Here is a 17,677-nt window from a genome sequence, read left to right as displayed (position 1 = left end):
GCAAAGAAAATCCTCTCCAACTTAATGCTGGAGAGGATTCTTTATGGCTGCATATTCATCCAACTATCAACATGATGAATGGCAAAACCACTATAGCTTTTTTTATTTGCATAATATTGATGAACTTGTGCTAACTGTTTATTCATAAAGGCTTCTCCATCATCATAGAAGGTAATATTTTCTCCTTCATCAGAGGCTCCTGTTTCCACACCAATAACAATTGATTTCTTTACTTTTTTTGCATAGTTTATTTCATGTTCAACAATATTAATAATATCTTTAGCCGCATCTCGATATGCCATTATCGAAACACTTTCCACTTGGTCAATCACCCAATCAGCTAATAACCCTTTACCAAATTGGTTTTTGTAAGTAATTTCGTCAAACCAAAATGGCATATCAACTTCCAATGGCAAGTGTAATCGATCGGTATCCCCTTTCGCTCTAGTAAGAAGCGCTTGATAGGATTCAATTGTTTTCGCTTGGTTCGAGCTCCAACCACTATTTAAGTAGGGCTCTACATCAAGATGAACGCCAGAAAATTGCTCTGTTGCTGCTGCGTTTTCATTATATGTTTGTAACCATTCAAACAGCTGATCCTGCATTTTATAGCCCACTGTTGAAACCCAACTTGCAGAACCATCTAACGCGTATACTTTTATACCTTTTGCCGTTGCTTTATCAATAAAGCTTTTGTAATAGTTACTAGCTATATCACTATTAATTTGTAAATATAATTTATTAACTTGTTTGCTTTCTAAAAATGAGAGTACTCCTGATTCATCTTCGACAATCTTTGTCGTATCCCATAACCAGGTAGCCCTATCTTGCATGGCCATTGCGTCTACCTTCCCCATTGATAATCCTAGCGTACTTACAATTGTTACTATAAAAACAATGATTGCTTTTGATAGTAAACGACTTACCATATATTACATCTCCATTCTATTTGCCGGGGCTCATAGAACAGAACCTGGCAACCTGACAATCATGCACTAAAATAGTGTTTAGACTCATGGCTTTGCGTCCTTCCCTTTCGGTGAAGTTTGCCTTTGACAGTAGTTTTCTTACCTAACATAATACGGCGTTAGAATGATTATGTCTGTAGGTAAAACGCATAATTTTATTGCAGACTTTTAAATAAGATAATACGAACACAGGTTATTTTTACTATATCAGCATAAAAACGTAGTAGTGATGATCAAGGTGAACATATTGAATGAACGATAGTGAAGATGTATGCGTAGCAATTGAGGATTAAGGAATGCAAAATTAGATAAAGATTCCTTTCGATATCTTTAACTGAAAAACAATTTATATGTAATGTATCCTATAAATAACACTAAAACTAATACCACCGTCTCTTTCCAACCCATACCATTTAGATTTCCGCTAGTTCCTCTATTTATTCCATCGTTTAAAGAACCAGTAGCATTGTTTTTTAATTCAGTTTGTTTTAAACGCTCTCTCTTTTCTTCTGGTGTTTCCTTTTTCTTTGAATCCATATGACAAATACCTCCCCTAATTTAATATTTACTTATTTATACTATAGAAAGACATATTCATATTTATGCTTATTTGTTATTATGTCGTTTATTGGACACCTCCAGGAAAGTACGCCAAGTCGAAATGGAAAAGAGGTTAAAAAGAAAAGCAGAATCACAAATTTGTAATTCTGCCTAAAACATCAACTATGATGTGTAAATTATTGTATTGAATTAATTCTTAATTATAAAAAAATCATGCCTCTACGTTTTCTTTTTCATTTTCAAGCATTTTGTGTAAATAATTTATTATTTCACGTATACCTTCTAATGAATTCACAAGTATTTTCGGGTCAACGTATGTGATCATACGATTTTCAAGATTGGCCACAGCTGTAAAGTACCGTGTTTTTGAATAATTGACCAGTCCCATCTGCTTTAAAACCGACTCATCTAAATCAAGAATTTCACGAGCTTCTGTTACAAGTAACCCATAATTCACAACATCCGTGTTCAACACAATAATCCGTGCTGTTGTAGCATTTGAGGAACGATTATAAAGAATACGCTCAAAATCAAGCACAGGCACAAGCTCACCACGAATTCTTGTGAAGCCTAGTAGATAATTAGGCAAATGAGGAATCGGTGTTACTTGCTCTAATTTTTCAATCGAAATGGCTTGTTCCACAGGCACTGCATACTCCTCTGTACCACAAGCAAAAACTACTGCCTTTACACTTTCCATGCGGTCACTTCCTTAGATTCTGTTGTTATTTTTGTGCAGACTCTTTTACGATTTCAACTAGTAAATCTGCTAATTTTTCTAATTCTTCTACTGGGATTTTTTCATTTGTTGTATGAATGTCCTCGTATCCAACAGAAAGATTCACTGTAGGGATGCCAAAGCCTGCAATAACATTAGCATCAGAACCCCCGCCTGAAATACCAAGCTTTGGTGTGCGTCCGATGTTGTTAGCAGCTGCAATAGCTACTTGCACAACTTTATCTGATTCTGTTACACGGAATCCAGGATACATTAGCTTCACTTCAACTTCAGCCTTTGCTCCTAATGAAGCTGCTACTTGCTCAAACGTCTCCTGCATATGCTTAGTTTGTGTATCTAGCTTCGCTTTGTCAATTGAGCGAGCCTCTGCAATAATCGTTACTTCATCACACACAATATTTGTTGCCTGACCACCCTCAAAGCGACCAATATTAGCTGTTGTTTCTTCATCTAATCGACCAAGCTTCATTTGTGCAATACATTTGGAAGCAACCGTAATCGCAGATACTCCTTTTTCTGGAGCAACACCAGCGTGAGCTGTTTTCCCAATTATTTTAACGAAGATTTTTGCTTGGAATGGAGCTGCAGTTACAATTCCTCCTACTTTGCCATCGCTGTCTACTGCAAAGCCATATTTTGCTTTAATTTTAGCTGGATCTAACTCTTTAGCGCCAACGAGTCCACTTTCCTCACCAGCTGTAATAATAAATTCAATATCACCATGTTCAATATTTTGCTCTTTTAAGCGTTTAGCCATTTCAAATAATGCAGCAAGACCTGCTTTGTCATCAGCACCTAAAATAGTTGTACCATCTGAAACGATATAGCCATCTTCACGAAGAGATGGTTTAATCCCTTTACCTGGGACTACTGTATCCATATGAGACGTAAAATAAATTGGTTCAATGTCTAATGAACCCTTAAGCGTAGCAAGTATATTACCTGCTCCATGCCCGTTACGTGTATGTGCATCATCTTGTTCTACTGAAAAACCAAGTGCTGTTAATTTGTCGATTAAAATCGGCGCAATCACTTCTTCATGTTTTGTTTCTGAATCGATTTGTACGAGCTCAAAAAACTCTTCTACTAAACGACTTGTCATGTTGTAGGACTCCCTTAGTTTACGTGTTTTTCCACGTTATAGTATAAGTATTATTTTAGCACAACGTCTAAAGAGTTGAAATAATTCGCTTACAGAACTAAGCTATTTTTATGAAGGAATAGCAATTACTCCTTGGCAAAACAAGGGGATGATTCCCTTTCCGGCTGGTCATTTTACTGCTGTCGCTTCGCTTTCGCACAGATAAAACATTGTTGCTAGCGCTCCAGGGACTCATCTGTGATGCTGATCCCAAGGAGTCGCCCAGCCTTCACTCCAATCGACACTTTCACACCGCTCACTGCAGGAAAAGCAGCAGATTGAAACGTAAATCACCAATCATCCTTTATTGATAAATAAAAAAACTGTGAAAAGAGGGGAAAGTCTTTTCACAGTTTACTTTATATCTGGGTTTTGAAAGATTGCTTCTTTTTCTTTATGTAGAGACTGCAAATAGCCATCTGCCTTGTTATGTTTATCCTGTAGACGCAAAATCGTATTATGTACATCATCTTGTACACGAGAAACCTGCTCTCTTGCGGTAGATATTTTAGAATGGACAGACCAAGCTGAAAAAATATCATCAAAGAAATAGTCCGCAAATTTTACAAATCCATCTGTTTCAATTGCTAATGATTTCGTTGACATATCATGTACATCCAGTAGTTCGTTATGGAAGCGCTGTAACGCAATTTGAGCATTATGAAGATAATTTTCGGACTGATCAAGTGCATCATGCTTTAAATGTGTCGCAATGAGTCCCCCACCAAAGAACGTATCCCACGCTGAGTAACCATTTGCGGAATGCAGGGACTCTGCAGCTTGCCCAAGCTTTGTAAGTGCTGCTTCACCAGCTTCTTCTGCTTCCCCTATCTCTGTAATTAGTTGTTTCGTTAACATTTCTTCATGTGCTAATTGTTCAAGCCTTTTTGCCTGTTCAGGCTCATGTAATTGTAAATAGCCTTTCTTTTTAGCATTTAATTGGCTTAAAACTTCTTGCAACTCGTGTTCATTAATTTGAGTAAGTTTAGTGTTTATTTGCCCTAAATCATCTGTCAAATCAAGTTCCATCTTCTTTGCTTCATTTATTTTTAATTCAAGAATGGCCGCTTTATCAATTTTTTCTGTACGTAGCTCATCTTGTTGCCCTGTCCACGTACGAATCATATTCATAAAAGAAAAGCCTTCTAACTTATCTAGTTTCAAACGAATTTGATTGAGTGCTTTAGAATGTTTATAAATTTCCTGTTGTGCACGCTCGATTTGCTTTTCAATTAAATCCTTTTGTTCACTTAACCTACTAGCAGTTCTTAATTGTGCATGAATCATCTCTTGTTCTTTTTGTAATTGTTTCCATTCCATTCATCTCAACTCCTCTTACATATATGTACGGATGAAGCGAGGATATGTTTCAATTATCTAACAACTTTAATAAAATCTTTTATTATCTAAAGTTCTTAAAAATCAGAAAGTAAAGCCTAGTAATCTCAAAGGATACTAGGCTTTTACAATTTTTATAGAGGAATATTTCCGTGCTTTTTCTCTGGACGTGTTTCGTGTTTGTTCGATAACATATCTAGTCCTTGAATTAGCTTAATACGTGTATCACGTGGATCGATAACATCGTCTACCATACCGCGAGATGCTGCCACGTAAGGGTTTGCAAATTTTTCTTTATATTCTTCAATTTTCGCTGCACGAGTTGCTTCTGGATCTTCCGATTTTGCAATTTCACGCGCGAAAATAATGTTAGCTGCACCCGCTGCACCCATTACAGCAATTTCTGCGTTAGGCCAAGCAAATACTAAGTCAGCCCCAATTGATTTAGAGTTAAGGGCAACGTACGCTCCACCGTATGCTTTACGCAGAATCACTGTAATTTTTGGTACAGTTGCTTCTGAATATGCATATAGGATTTTCGCTCCGTGACGAATGATACCGCCATGCTCTTGTTTAACGCCTGGGAAGAAACCAGAAACGTCTTCAAATGTGATGATTGGTATATTGTAAGCATCACAAGTACGAATGAAACGAGCAGCCTTGTCTGAAGAATCAATATCTAATCCACCAGCTAATACTTTAGGTTGGTTACATACAAGACCAACTGATTCACCAGCAATACGCGCAAAACCAACTACTACGTTTTTTGCAAATTCTGCATGAACTTCCATAAATGAGCCTTCATCCACTATTTGCTCAACTACTTTACGTACATCGTAAGGACGAGTAGTTTCGATTGGTATAGTATCCACGATTTCTGGACGATAGTCATCACCCTCTGGTCGTGCCTGACGCGGTGCTTTTTCTTTATTATTTTGTGGTAAGTAGCTTAATAGTTTCTTAATTTCATTAATAGCTTCTTCTTCAGATGGTGCGCGGAAGTGTGCGTTACCACTTACAGCGTTGTTTACTTTAGAACCACCTAAATCTTCAGCAGAGATCTTTTCACCTGTTACCGTTTCGATAACTTTAGGTCCTGTAATAAACATTTGAGATGTTTTATCAACCATTAAAATGAAGTCTGTAATTGCTGGAGAATATACCGCCCCTCCAGCACATGGCCCCATAATAACTGAGATTTGAGGAATTACCCCAGAGTAGATTGCATTACGATAGAAAATATGTCCATAACCATCAAGTGAAAGTACACCCTCTTGAATACGAGCGCCACCTGAGTCATTAATACCGATAAATGGTGTACCATTTTTTGCAGCGAGATCCATCACTGTTGCCATTTTCTTTGCGTGCATTTCACCAAGCGCTCCACCAAATACAGTGAAATCTTGAGAGAATAAGTATACTGGACGTCCATTAATTTTACCGAAACCAGTGACTACACCATCACCAGGACCTTCCATCTTGTCCATGCCGAAGTCTACTGTACGGTGTGTAATGAATGGGTTGATCTCGAAAAATGTACCTTCGTCTAGTAATAATTCAATACGCTCACGAGCAGTTAATTTGCCTTTATCATGTTGCTTCTCGATGCGCTCATAGCCGCCACCAAGTTCAATTACTGTCTTACGATCATACAAGTCATTAATTTTGTCGAACATATCCATACTAATCACTTATCCCCTTTTCCACTTTTATCGCATAATTCATATAACACACCGAAAGATGATTTCGGGTGCATGAAAGCAACCTCTGCACCACCAGCACCTGGTCCTGGCTCTTCGGATAAAAGTCGTACGCCTTTTTCACGAAGCTCAGCCATACGCTCACGAATCCCTGTTACACCGAAAGCTACATGGTGAATACCTTCTCCACGTTTCTCGATGAATCCGTGAATAGTACTTTTTTCATTCATCGGTTCTAATAACTCAATTTTCACATTACCCGCATCAATGAATGCAACACGAACCTGTTGAGATTCTACTTCTTCCACTTTCAGCAGCTTTAAGCCTAAAGTTTCTGTATAATATGTAATGCGTTCATCAAGATCGCGGACTGCAATCCCAATATGATCTACTCTCTCCATGGTGACATCTCCTTCTGTTATGGTACATAATCTATTTTACAGACTTTTTCGTCAAAACTCTACTACTTGAGAAATTTTTCAGATTTGATAAACTATTTATAAGAAAAGAAGGAGCGAACGAGCATATGAGTAATAAAAAATTTCAAAAAATCGTTGTTTATACTATGATTGCAATTATGGTAATTTCATCTCTAGCATTCGGCTTATCAATGTTTGTGTAATGAAAAGCTAGGCGTCCGCATTACTGCGGGCGCTCTTTCTTTACCTTTAACCCCTTAAAAGATTGCTTAATTTCTAAATATCGATCCATTTCCTCAATAAATTGATAGAGTGCCGCTTGTGCTAGAAATTGCTCATGATTTTCCGGTAAAGGTAACTGGGCGAAATCTAGCTTTACCTGCTCTAACTTCTCTCTAAAATGACTAGCCGTATTTCCTGAATGAACATGCTCACCGAGGTCCTGTAAAAAGTCAGCGACAATCACCGCCTCCTGTACTATAACAGGGAGTGCCGTTATTTTCGGTAAAACCCTATCGATAATTTCTAGCTGCTGTTCACGCATATCAAAATACACGTAGTAGTCATTTTTTCGTCTCGTAAAATGATTTTCAACATCTTTAAACGCTAGGGATTTCGCACTATTTAATGCTTTAATCGCTTCAATAATCTCCTGCCCATCCCACAATGTATCGCCTTCTCTTAAATAGTTGGCGATTTCTAAAAAAATCTTACTGTAGAGCTCCTCAATTTTAACTCGATAGTAATTTAATTCCTTTTGAATGTCTGGCATATACATATTTATAGCTATTCCCGTACCATAACCAATTGCCATTAATGCAAATTCATTAGAAACAAGTGCCAATGAAAAACCTTTAGCTGCATAAATATGCATGATAATTACTGCACTAGAGACAAAGCCGTCCGCTACCTTTAAAGATACAATTGTTGGTATGAAGACGATTAGCATACCTGCTAATGTAAGCGGATGATAGGAAAATAGCTCAAAGCTTAAAAATGCATAAAGCATACCGATAATACTTGCGACGAATCGTGTATAAGCAGAATGAAGAGATTTTTTCTTCGTTGGCTGTACACATAATATTGTTAGAATACCAGCAGATGCATAAGAAGCTAATTCAAAGTATTGGGCAATGGCAATAGCGATTGCTGCACCAAATGCCGTTTTTAATGTACGATAGCCGATTGAAAACTTCTTCAAGTCGACTGCCTCCTATCTTTCAGTACTCTAATTATACAAACGTGTTGAAGGCTATATATCACTACAAACATAGGATCATCACCATAATGTGAGGTTGATTTCCGTTCCGGCTGGGCGCTTTTATCGCTGTCGCGCAGATAAGACATTGTCGCTGAAGCGCAGAGGAAAGCTTCCTGGGGGCGTCCGATGAGCCGCAATATATAATTTTAGAAAAATAATGGGTATCACCACAATAATGCCCAATATTTCTAATCAACAGTCCTGTTAATTTTATTCATTTCGAACTTTAGGTGATTCATTTAGCCAATATTTCAAATATTCCGAACGCCAAATGACTAATATATTGATATAAAAGAAGGTTATCTATGGAGTCATGCTAATCGGGGATCAACTATCATGGCTAAGCAGTAAGCCTCCGCAGATGTTTTTGTAGCTGCGGGGCTTACTAATAGCTCTTCTTTTAACTCTTGTGAATAAAATTAAAGTTCGTCGCAGTATTCCTCAAAGTTTGCTTGTAGGTTTGTTACTACTGACATTGGGTCATGCCCCTCAATTTCATAGCGTCCAACTTCTGCTACTACTTGTCCATCTTTTAATAACACAAATGATGGGGAAGATGGTAAATGATCTTCACCGAAGTGATAACGGGCAGCTGCAGTAGCTTCTTTATCTTGACCAGCAAATACCGTTACAAGATGGTCTGGACGTTTATCGTAATGTACGCATTGCGCTGCTGCTGGACGTGCGATACCGCCTGCACAGCCACATACTGAGTTTACCATGACTAATGTAATACCTGGACGAGCAAACGCCTCTTCAACAGCTTCTGGCGTGCGAAGTTGCTCATAACCTGCACCCTCAATTTCTGCACGTGCTGTTTTTAAAATTTCTTGCATAAATAAATCGTAATCCATATTCATATAGCGATTAGCTCCTTTCAAGTTCGCGTCATCATCAAATTTGTCTCGGCATAATTGCGTCCGGAGACTTTAACTTCTTTCAGCTGAAAGAAGTTAAACTTACTAGCTTTAGATAGTCGACGCACATACATCTCCTATCATAGCAGTTAGTGACGAATTTGTGCACCTAGTTGCTCAGATAAAGGATCATATTATTTCTGTGATTGTTTATCGCTAAATAAACGATCTACACCTTGTGTGACTGTCAACTGTCCATTTAAAATTTGACGTTCTAAAAGTTGCACCTGTGCTTTACGTTCTGGATTACCATAAAACATATCGATCAAATGGTCGGTAATCATCGATTGGAACCAATCTTTCGTCTGATTTTGGCGTCTGATTGACCAGTAATTATTTGCCTCAACGATTTGTCTAAACTCCCCTATTGTGCTCCAGACTTTGTCGAGACCACGTTTTTCCCATGAGCTTACCGGCATTGCTGTGGACATCCAACCTGGAGTTGCAGGCTGTAAGAAATGTAAGATTTGCTTATACTCGGATACCGTTTTTTTAGCAAGGCGAACATTATCACCATCAGCCTTATGAACAACAATGGCATCTGCTAACTCCATAATGCCCTTTTTCATGCCTTGTAGCTCGTCCCCTGCACCTGTTAAAACTAACAGCAAGAAGAAATCAACCATACCGCGGACATACGTTTCACTTTGTCCAACACCGACTGTTTCTATTAAAATGACATCATAGCCAGCCGCTTCACAAACAAGCATCGTTTCACGTGTCTTTTTATGAACACCCCCTAGGGTACCAGCTGAGGGAGAGGGACGAACAAATGCATTAGGCTTTTTCACGAGCTCCTCCATTCGAGTTTTATCGCCTAATATACTTCCTCCCGATAAAGAAGAGCTTGGATCAATCGCAAGGACTGCCACTTTTTTCCCCATCTCACAAAGCATCGTTCCGAAAGCTTCAATGAACGAACTCTTTCCCGCACCAGGAACGCCTGTGATCCCAATACGGACACTATTTCCTGTATGTGGTAGAAGCTCTTGTAAGAGTTCTTGTGCTTGCACTTTATGTGCTACATTTGAACTTTCAATGAGTGTAATAGCTTTTGACAAGTGTGTACGAGAGCTTGCACGTACTTCTCGTGCAAGCTCCTGTATGTTTAAACTGTCTGCTTTTTTCTTTCGGAATTTTTTCGGTGTACCATATTGCATTCCGTCGTGAGTTGCCTCTACTCCGTCCATAACAAATAGCGCACTTTCAGGCATTCCTTTGTTTTTGTCCATTATTCAGACACTTCCTCATAGCCTAAACGTTTGTAAATCTCTTCAATAATCTTTTGTGCAGATACAGGAATAACTGTACCAGGTCCAAAAATTGCTACTGCTCCAGCGTCATAAAGGAATTCATAATCTTGTGCTGGAATAACACCGCCAACAATAATAATGATATCTTCGCGACCCAATTTTTCTAGCTCTGCTACTAATTCAGGAACTAGTGTTTTATGACCGGCTGCTAATGAAGATACACCAATGACATGAACATCGTTTTCAACAGCCATTTGAGCTGCTTCAGCAGGTGTCATAAATAATGGTGAAATATCCACGTCAAAGCCTAAGTCAGCATACCCTGTTGCCACAACCTTCGCACCACGGTCATGTCCATCTTGTCCCATTTTCGCTACTAAAATACGTGGGCGACGACCTTCATTTTCAAGGAACTCTTCTGTCATTTGTTTCATTTCAGCAATTTGCTCTTCATCTGAGAAGTTTGCAGAGTAAACGCCAGAAATTGAACGAATTACTGCCTTATGGCGACCTGAAACAACTTCGATTGCATCAGAAATTTCACCTAAAGAAGCACGAGCACGCGCTGCATCGACAGCGATTGCTAATAAGTTTTCTCCACCATCTTGCGCCGCTTTTGTTAATCGAGCTAGATGTTTTTGTACTTCTGCTTCATCACGAGCTGCCTTCATTGCTTCTAAACGTTCAATTTGCTTTTGACGAACTAATGTATTATCAATGTCAAGAATGTCGATAGGCTCTTCTTTTTCTAGACGATACTTGTTTACACCAACGATTGTTTCTGTTTTAGAGTCAATTTTCGCTTGACGTTTTGCCGCAGCCTCTTCGACTTTCATTTTTGGCAGACCTGTTTCAATCGCTTTCGCCATACCGCCTAGTTCTTCGATTTCTTCAATTAATGCCCACGCAGATTTTGTAATTTCGTCTGTTAATTTCTCCACATAGTACGAACCGCCCCACGGGTCAATGACCTTTGTCATTGCCGTTTCTTCTTGTAGGAACAGCTGTGTATTACGTGCAATACGTGCAGAGAAATCAGTTGGTAGGGCAATCGCTTCATCAAGTGCATTTGTGTGAAGAGATTGCGTATGCCCCATTGAAGACGCATTAGCTTCGATTAATGTACGTGCCACATTGTTAAATGGATCTTGCTCTGTTAAAGACCAACCAGATGTTTGCGAATGTGTACGAAGTGCTAATGTCTTAGGATTTTTCGGATTAAACGTTGACATCATTTGTGCCCAAATTCGACGCGCAGCACGCATTTTTGCAACTTCCATGTAATAGTTCATACCGATTGCCCAGAAGAATGATAGACGCGGTGCAAAGGCATCAATATCGATTCCAGCTTTTAGCCCTGTACGAACATATTCAAGACCATCTGCTAGTGTATAAGCAAGCTCGATGTCATTTGTTGCCCCCGCTTCTTGAATATGGTAACCAGAGATCGAAATTGAGTTAAATTTTGGCATATATTTCGCTGTATATTCAAAAATATCTGCAATAATCTTCATAGACATTGCTGGTGGATAAATATATGTGTTACGAACCATGTATTCTTTTAAAATATCATTTTGAATCGTACCCGCTAATTGGTCTGGTGTAACACCTTGCTCTTCAGCAGCAACGATATAGAATGCAAGAACTGGTAATACAGCACCATTCATTGTCATAGAAACTGACATTTGATCCAAAGGAATTTGGTCAAATAAAATTTTCATATCCTCTATGGAGTCAATCGCTACTCCAGCTTTACCAACATCCCCTGTTACACGAGGATGATCTGAGTCATAGCCACGGTGAGTTGCTAAGTCAAAGGCAACTGAAAGACCTTTTTGACCCATTGCAAGATTACGTTTGTAGAATGCATTTGATTCTTCAGCTGTTGAGAAACCAGCATATTGGCGAACAGTCCAAGGACGAGCTACATACATAGTAGGGTATGGACCGCGCGTATTTGGCGCAATACCTGCTACATCATTTAAATGTTTAGCCTCTTTAATATCTTCTTTTGTGTATATATCTTTAATTTCGATACCTTCATTGGTCATGAATTTTTCTTCTGACGCTTGAGGTGCTTCTGCTGCTAAAACTTTTTCAATTTCAACTGCACTAAAAATTGGCTTGCTCATCGTTGGACCTCCTTCATGCTAGCGAACACTGAGTTTAATTTTTCGATGATGTTCTGTCCTGCGAAAATAAAGCCGTTTAAGCCATTTGCTAACCAAGCTTCTTCTTCGTCTTTAAATTTACCTGCAACGTCAACAATTACGTTATCTGGTTTACCTGCTAAAATTGCTGGTACTAATTCTTTAGTATCGTCATCATTACCTGAAATCACCACATATGTTGCTTCTGAAGAGTTTAACCAAGCTAATGCTTCTTCTGCTGTAGCAATTGGTTCACTTTTTTCTGGCACAAGCCCTACAGTGTTTAAAAAACCTGACACGAAATCAGCACGTGGTTTTGAGCTTTTTAGTGTACCTAATGCTAAGATTCCTGTTTTCATATTTGCTGCTGTCATCTCCGCACGTAACTGCTCAAAAGGTTTAGCAATTCGCTTAATTGCTGCAAATGCTGGGTTTGTTTCGCTTTCAAGCACATCTGCTGGATTAGCATAAATATTTGTACCTATTAATGATTGCTTACGAGTTTGTACTGCTTTGATACGAGCTTGATAGGATTTTTCTATTTCCTCAGTAAGCTTTCCAGATGCAGTGTAAGCGTCAATGCCTCCAGCTGCTTCAATTTCTAAGAATAATGCCCAAGCTTCTTTCACAAAATCTGCTGTTAATGACTCAATAAAGTAAGAGCCACCAGCTGGGTCTATAACTTTTAAAACATTTGTTTCTTCTTTTAAGATTAAAGATACATTACGTGCAATACGAACCGATTGATCGGTTGGCTTCGTTAATGCATCATGAGGGTGAACTGTAAAGACATCCGCACCGCCAATTAAACCAGAAAGAGCTTCATTCGCTGAACGTAATAAGTTTACATAAACATCCAGCTTCGAGAAGCTTCTTAACGATGTTTCAGCAATAGTTGGAACTTTTACGCAATTAGATACGCCATAAGCGGATGAGAACGCTTTCCAAAGTACTTTAAAAGCACGGAGTTTTGCGATTTCTGTAAAGAACTGTGTATCAACTGCAAAGGATACATAAAATTTCTTCGCGAACACTTCAAAGTTTTCTTCTTGATTTGCGTATTTTGCGGCTAATGCTAGTGCATATGCTAACTCTTGCACAGCATTTGCTCCATCATTATGATAAACTGTCGTATTCGCACCGACTGAGCGCACGCTCGGGTATTCATTTAAAGAGATCGGGTCTTTCGATACGATGAAACCGTTTACTGTTTCTCGCTGATTAACTGCTATTTTGTCGAACACTGCTAATAATGGGTCATTTGAATTTTCAACCGTAACTTTAAACGAATATTCAGAGAAATAAGTCGCTAATTGTGCCAATACCTCTTCAGTCCATTCAAATTTCATACGGCTATCAATTGTTACTACTTCATTGCCACGAGCTAAGCTATCATCAAGCTGCGCAAAAAATGCCTCGCTTGTATCAGTATATATTTGCTGTGCCACTCGAAATGCTTCGTTATTTTGTAGGGAACGGATTGTAGCAACTTGTTTATCAAGTTCTTCACCAAGTTTTGCTACTAAACTTTCTTGGGTGTAAAGAGGTTCTAATGTAATACCTTCACTCGTTTTCGTTAAAAGAGACTCGAATGGTTTCCCTTTTAAAGCCTTGATTGCTGCATCTTGCCATTCTGAATAGGACGGCTTTTCAAATTCAATATTTTTCATGTTGTTTGACATGCGGACGCTTAATCAGCTTCCCCCCTTAGTAGTTTCTATTTGTTATTCTACATGACAAATTGCGACTCGAAAAGCAAAAAAAAATCGGAAACCGTTATATAACAGGCTTCCGACAAGTCATCAGTAGACTGACGTTGAGGATTTATTTGTATTTTCGAGTATTTCTTTTACTCTATTTAGGAATTTACCACAGACAAGTCCATCAAGAATACGATGGTCTAAAGATAAACATAAATTCACAATATCTCGTGCAGCGAACATTCCACCAGGTAAAACAGCCGGTTTTTTTACAATACTTTCCACTTGAAGGATAGCCGCTTGCGGATAATTAATGATGCCCATCGACTGCACAGAGCCGAACGCACCCGTATTATTGACCGTAAATGTACCACCACTTATATCATCCATCGTTAGTTTTCCGGCACGAACTTTCATTGCAAGCTCATGAATTTCCTTGGCGATACCTTTAATTGATTTTTCATCAGCGTGTTTTATAACAGGAACAAATAATGCATCATCAGTTGCAACTGCAATGGAAATATTTATATCATGCTTTTGAATAATTTTGTCCTCTGCCCACATGGAATTCATCATCGGGAATTCCTTTAGAGCTTGAGCGACTGCTTTTACGAAGAAAGCAAAATACGTAATATTAAAGCCTTCCTTTTGCTTAAACTCTGTCTTGATGCTATCACGATATGCAACTAAATCAGTAACATCTATTTCCATCATCATCCATGCATGTGGCACTTCATGAACGCTTCGTACCATATTATTGGCGATAGCACGGCGCACCTTCGTTACCGGAATTTCAATATCGCCTGCCTGAATTGGTTGTACAGATGTGGCTGGTTTAGTATTCTCCTGTGATGTAAGTGCTGCTGCAACAGGTGCTGACTGTGGAACGGCTGTATCGACTGCTGGCGGTGCTTCATCTATAGCAGTTGGCACATTTCCTGTTTCAATCAGTTTCATTAGGTCTTTTCTTGTAATGCGTCCCCCTTCACCTGTACCTGTGATTTGATCAAGTGCAATTTCATACTCTTGTGCAAGTCGAAGAACAGCTGGTGAATAACGCACTTTATCTTGTCGCACTGTTTTTTGCGATGCTACTGTTGCTGTAGTTGTTTGCTGAGTTTGCTGAGTATCCTGTTTCTTTTGTACACCTGCATTTAAAATTGCTGTACTTACCGCTGATTTTTTCGGCGGAGGCGGAGGAGGTAACTCACTGTCACCTGCTATTTCAACGGAACAAACGATTGCACCAACCGGTAACGTTTGCCCTTCCTCTGCAAGTAGCTCTGTAATGACTCCTTCAAAAGAAGACGGGATTTCAGCATTTACTTTATCTGTTACAACTTCTGCTAATGGATCATATTTTTTTACCGTATCACCTGGCTTAACAAGCCATTTTTCAATCGTACCTTCTGTTACACTTTCGCCGAGCTGTGGCATTGTAATATTTTGAATAGCCATCATCTATTCCTCCCATCAATATTATGCCTAGGTGTAAATATATCTATCGAATAATATTAGAATGCTGCAAGTTCTCGCATCGCACGCTCTACTTTTTCAGGGTTGATCATAAAATACTTTTCCATTGTTGGTGCATACGGCATAGCTGGAACATCTGGTCCTGCAAGTCGCTGAATTGGTGCATCAAGCTCAAATAAACAATGCTCTGCAATAATTGCTGCAACCTCACTCATAATGCTACCTTCTTTGTTATCCTCAGTAACAAGTAAAACTTTACCTGTTTTACTAGCCGCTTCAATGATCGCTTCTTTATCAAGTGGATATACCGTGCGTAGGTCAAGAATATGCGCTGAAATACCATCTGCTGCTAGGCGCTCTGCCGCTTGTAATGCAAAATGGACAGCTAAACCATACGTAATAACAGTAACGTCTTCCCCTTCCCGCTTAACATCTGCCTTACCGATTGGCAATGTATAATCGTCTACAGGGACTTCACCTTTAATGAGTCGATATGCACGCTTATGCTCAAAAAACAGTACTGGATCCTCATCGCGGATCGCTGCTTTTAATAAGCCTTTTGCATCATACGGCGTTGAAGGTATAACAATTTTCAACCCTGGTGTTCCTGCAAACAGCGCCTCTACAGACTGCGAATGATAGAGCGCTCCGTGAATACCTCCGCCAAATGGTGCACGTATAACCATCGGGCAAGACCAGTCATTATTTGAACGATAGCGGATTTTTGCTGCCTCAGAAACAATTTGGTTAACGGCAGGCATGATGAAATCAGCGAATTGCATCTCGGCAATCGGGCGCATCCCATACATCGCAGCCCCAATACCAACACCTGCAATTGCACTCTCTGCAAGCGGCGTGTCAAGTACACGATGTTCACCAAATTGCTCGTAAAGACCTGCTGTTGCTTTGAAAACCCCACCTTTGCGACCAACGTCCTCTCCTAAAATGAAAACACGCTCATCACGTTCCATCTCTTCCTTCATCGCTAATGTAATCGCATCAATATAAGACATCACTGCCATTACACATCACCTCCGTCCACTGGTGCATACACGTATTTCAAAGCATGCTCAGGTATTGCATACGGAGCAGCTTCTGCATAATCTGTTGCTTCATTCACCTCTGCCATGATACGTTCTTCTATTTCAGCACGTAGTTTTTCTGTCATAACTCCTGCATCCGTTAAATACTTTTCAAACAATAGAATTGGATCCTTGGCCTTACCTTCAGCTATATCCTCGGCAGTTCGATATTGACGATCATCATCATCCGAAGAATGAGCCGTTAAGCGATAAGTCACTGTTTCTATTAAGCTTGGACCTTCACCACTACGAGCGCGATCAGCTGCTTCTTTTACAACCTTATAAACTTGTAAAGGGCATTTTCCATCAACAGTAACACCTGGCATTCCATAGCCAATACCGCGATCTGATACTTTTGCACAGCCCAATTGACGTTCTACAGGCACAGAAATTGCGTATTGATTATTTTCTACCATTATAATTACTGGCAACTTATGCACTCCTGCGAAATTCGCACCTTCATGGAAATCACCTTGGTTAGAAGAGCCTTCACCAAGCGTAACAAAAGTAATGAAATCTTCTTTTTGTAGACGACCTGCTAGAGCTACTCCCACCGCGTGTGGAACTTGTGTAGTAACCGGCGAAGAGCCTGTTAGAATACGATTTTTCTTATGTCCAAAATGACCTGGCATTTGACGCCCACCCGAGTTTGGATCCTCTGCTTTAGCAAATGCGGATAACATCAATTCTCTTGGTGTCATGCCAAAATGTAAAACAACACCCATATCACGATAGTAAGGTGCAATATAATCTCTATTATTATCAAGAGCAAAGGCTGCCCCTACTTGTGCTGCCTCCTGTCCCTGACAAGAAATAACAAACGGAATTTTACCAGAACGGTTTAATAACCACATACGTTCATCTAGTCTTCTCGCCATTAACATCGTTTCGAACATTGCAAGTACATCTTCATTTGATAAACCTAAATCTTCATGCTTGATTTGAACACCTTGCATTAGAACACCCCTTCCT

Annotated in this window: 16 protein-coding genes and 1 riboswitch; of the genes, 1 reads left to right on the top strand and 15 read right to left on the bottom strand. The window is 39.3% G+C overall.

The annotated features are described in order from the left end of the window. Window positions 1–41: 41 nt before the first annotated feature. The 7 genes from ACZ11_RS05080 to mce all read right to left on the bottom strand — a co-directional run bounded on the left by ACZ11_RS05080 (window position 42) and on the right by mce (window position 6,848). Window positions 42–929, bottom strand: coding sequence for a hypothetical protein (locus ACZ11_RS05080; RefSeq protein WP_049664251.1), 888 nt, complete (start codon window positions 927–929; stop codon window positions 42–44). A 43-nt stretch (window positions 930–972) separates the two neighbouring features. Continuing rightward, window positions 973–1,061: riboswitch (cyclic di-GMP riboswitch) on the bottom strand. 237 nt (window positions 1,062–1,298) lie between these two features. Continuing rightward, entirely contained in the window at window positions 1,299–1,505 is a 207-nt protein-coding gene (locus ACZ11_RS05075; RefSeq protein WP_049664249.1) for a DUF6366 family protein, read from the bottom strand. Between the two features lie 235 nt (window positions 1,506–1,740). Continuing rightward, entirely contained in the window at window positions 1,741–2,229 is a 489-nt protein-coding gene (locus ACZ11_RS05070) for a chemotaxis protein CheW (protein ID WP_049664248.1), read from the bottom strand. Between the two features lie 25 nt (window positions 2,230–2,254). Then, window positions 2,255–3,370: a M20/M25/M40 family metallo-hydrolase gene (locus ACZ11_RS05065; protein WP_049664247.1), complete on the bottom strand. Its 1,116-nt coding sequence runs from the start codon at window positions 3,368–3,370 to the stop codon at window positions 2,255–2,257. A gap of 393 nt (window positions 3,371–3,763) precedes the next feature. Then, entirely contained in the window at window positions 3,764–4,729 is a 966-nt protein-coding gene (locus ACZ11_RS05060; protein WP_049664246.1) for a hypothetical protein, read from the bottom strand. Window positions 4,730–4,881: 152 nt separating this feature from the next. Further along, entirely contained in the window at window positions 4,882–6,429 is a 1,548-nt protein-coding gene (locus ACZ11_RS05055) for an acyl-CoA carboxylase subunit beta (RefSeq protein WP_049664244.1), read from the bottom strand. A gap of 5 nt (window positions 6,430–6,434) precedes the next feature. Then, on the bottom strand, window positions 6,435–6,848 hold the full coding sequence (gene mce / locus ACZ11_RS05050) for a methylmalonyl-CoA epimerase (RefSeq protein WP_049664243.1): 414 nt from the start codon (window positions 6,846–6,848) through the stop codon (window positions 6,435–6,437). A 125-nt stretch (window positions 6,849–6,973) separates the two neighbouring features. Here mce and prli42 point away from each other — a divergent pair, with 125 nt between their 5' ends. Continuing rightward, window positions 6,974–7,069: a stressosome-associated protein Prli42 gene (gene prli42 / locus ACZ11_RS25620; protein ID WP_152911477.1), complete on the top strand. Its 96-nt coding sequence runs from the start codon at window positions 6,974–6,976 to the stop codon at window positions 7,067–7,069. Window positions 7,070–7,089: 20 nt separating this feature from the next. Here prli42 and ACZ11_RS05045 read toward each other — a convergent pair whose 3' ends face one another. The 8 genes from ACZ11_RS05045 to ACZ11_RS05010 all read right to left on the bottom strand — a co-directional run bounded on the left by ACZ11_RS05045 (window position 7,090) and on the right by ACZ11_RS05010 (window position 17,661). Continuing rightward, window positions 7,090–8,067, bottom strand: coding sequence for an aromatic acid exporter family protein (locus ACZ11_RS05045; protein ID WP_049664242.1), 978 nt, complete (start codon window positions 8,065–8,067; stop codon window positions 7,090–7,092). A gap of 479 nt (window positions 8,068–8,546) precedes the next feature. After that, complete coding sequence (locus ACZ11_RS05040; protein ID WP_049664240.1) at window positions 8,547–8,987, bottom strand: BrxA/BrxB family bacilliredoxin; 441 nt, start codon at window positions 8,985–8,987, stop codon at window positions 8,547–8,549. A gap of 191 nt (window positions 8,988–9,178) precedes the next feature. Next, window positions 9,179–10,276 (bottom strand): methylmalonyl Co-A mutase-associated GTPase MeaB, encoded by a 1,098-nt coding sequence (meaB, locus tag ACZ11_RS05035; RefSeq protein ID WP_049664239.1) that lies wholly within the window; start codon window positions 10,274–10,276, stop codon window positions 9,179–9,181. Beyond that, complete coding sequence (gene scpA / locus ACZ11_RS05030) at window positions 10,276–12,429, bottom strand: methylmalonyl-CoA mutase (RefSeq protein ID WP_049664238.1); 2,154 nt, start codon at window positions 12,427–12,429, stop codon at window positions 10,276–10,278. The genes meaB and scpA overlap by 1 nt, the downstream gene beginning before the upstream one ends. Then, window positions 12,426–14,117 carry a methylmalonyl-CoA mutase family protein gene (locus ACZ11_RS05025; protein ID WP_403089016.1) on the bottom strand — a complete coding sequence of 564 codons (1,692 nt, stop codon included), beginning with the start codon at window positions 14,115–14,117 and terminating at the stop codon, window positions 12,426–12,428. Before ACZ11_RS05025 ends, scpA begins: the two co-directional genes overlap by 4 nt. A gap of 132 nt (window positions 14,118–14,249) precedes the next feature. Then, window positions 14,250–15,605: a dihydrolipoamide acetyltransferase family protein gene (locus ACZ11_RS05020; protein ID WP_049664235.1), complete on the bottom strand. Its 1,356-nt coding sequence runs from the start codon at window positions 15,603–15,605 to the stop codon at window positions 14,250–14,252. A 56-nt stretch (window positions 15,606–15,661) separates the two neighbouring features. After that, window positions 15,662–16,645: an alpha-ketoacid dehydrogenase subunit beta gene (locus tag ACZ11_RS05015; RefSeq protein ID WP_049664234.1), complete on the bottom strand. Its 984-nt coding sequence runs from the start codon at window positions 16,643–16,645 to the stop codon at window positions 15,662–15,664. Further along, window positions 16,645–17,661 (bottom strand): thiamine pyrophosphate-dependent dehydrogenase E1 component subunit alpha, encoded by a 1,017-nt coding sequence (locus ACZ11_RS05010; protein ID WP_049664233.1) that lies wholly within the window; start codon window positions 17,659–17,661, stop codon window positions 16,645–16,647. The genes ACZ11_RS05015 and ACZ11_RS05010 overlap by 1 nt, the downstream gene beginning before the upstream one ends. Window positions 17,662–17,677: the final 16 nt, after the last annotated feature.

It is taken from the genome of Lysinibacillus xylanilyticus (genome assembly GCF_001183605.1).
GTDB lineage: Bacteria > Bacillota > Bacilli > Bacillales_A > Planococcaceae > Lysinibacillus > Lysinibacillus xylanilyticus.
Note: the sequence above shows the minus strand (reverse complement) of the source record. Positions and strands in the feature narration are given on the sequence as shown.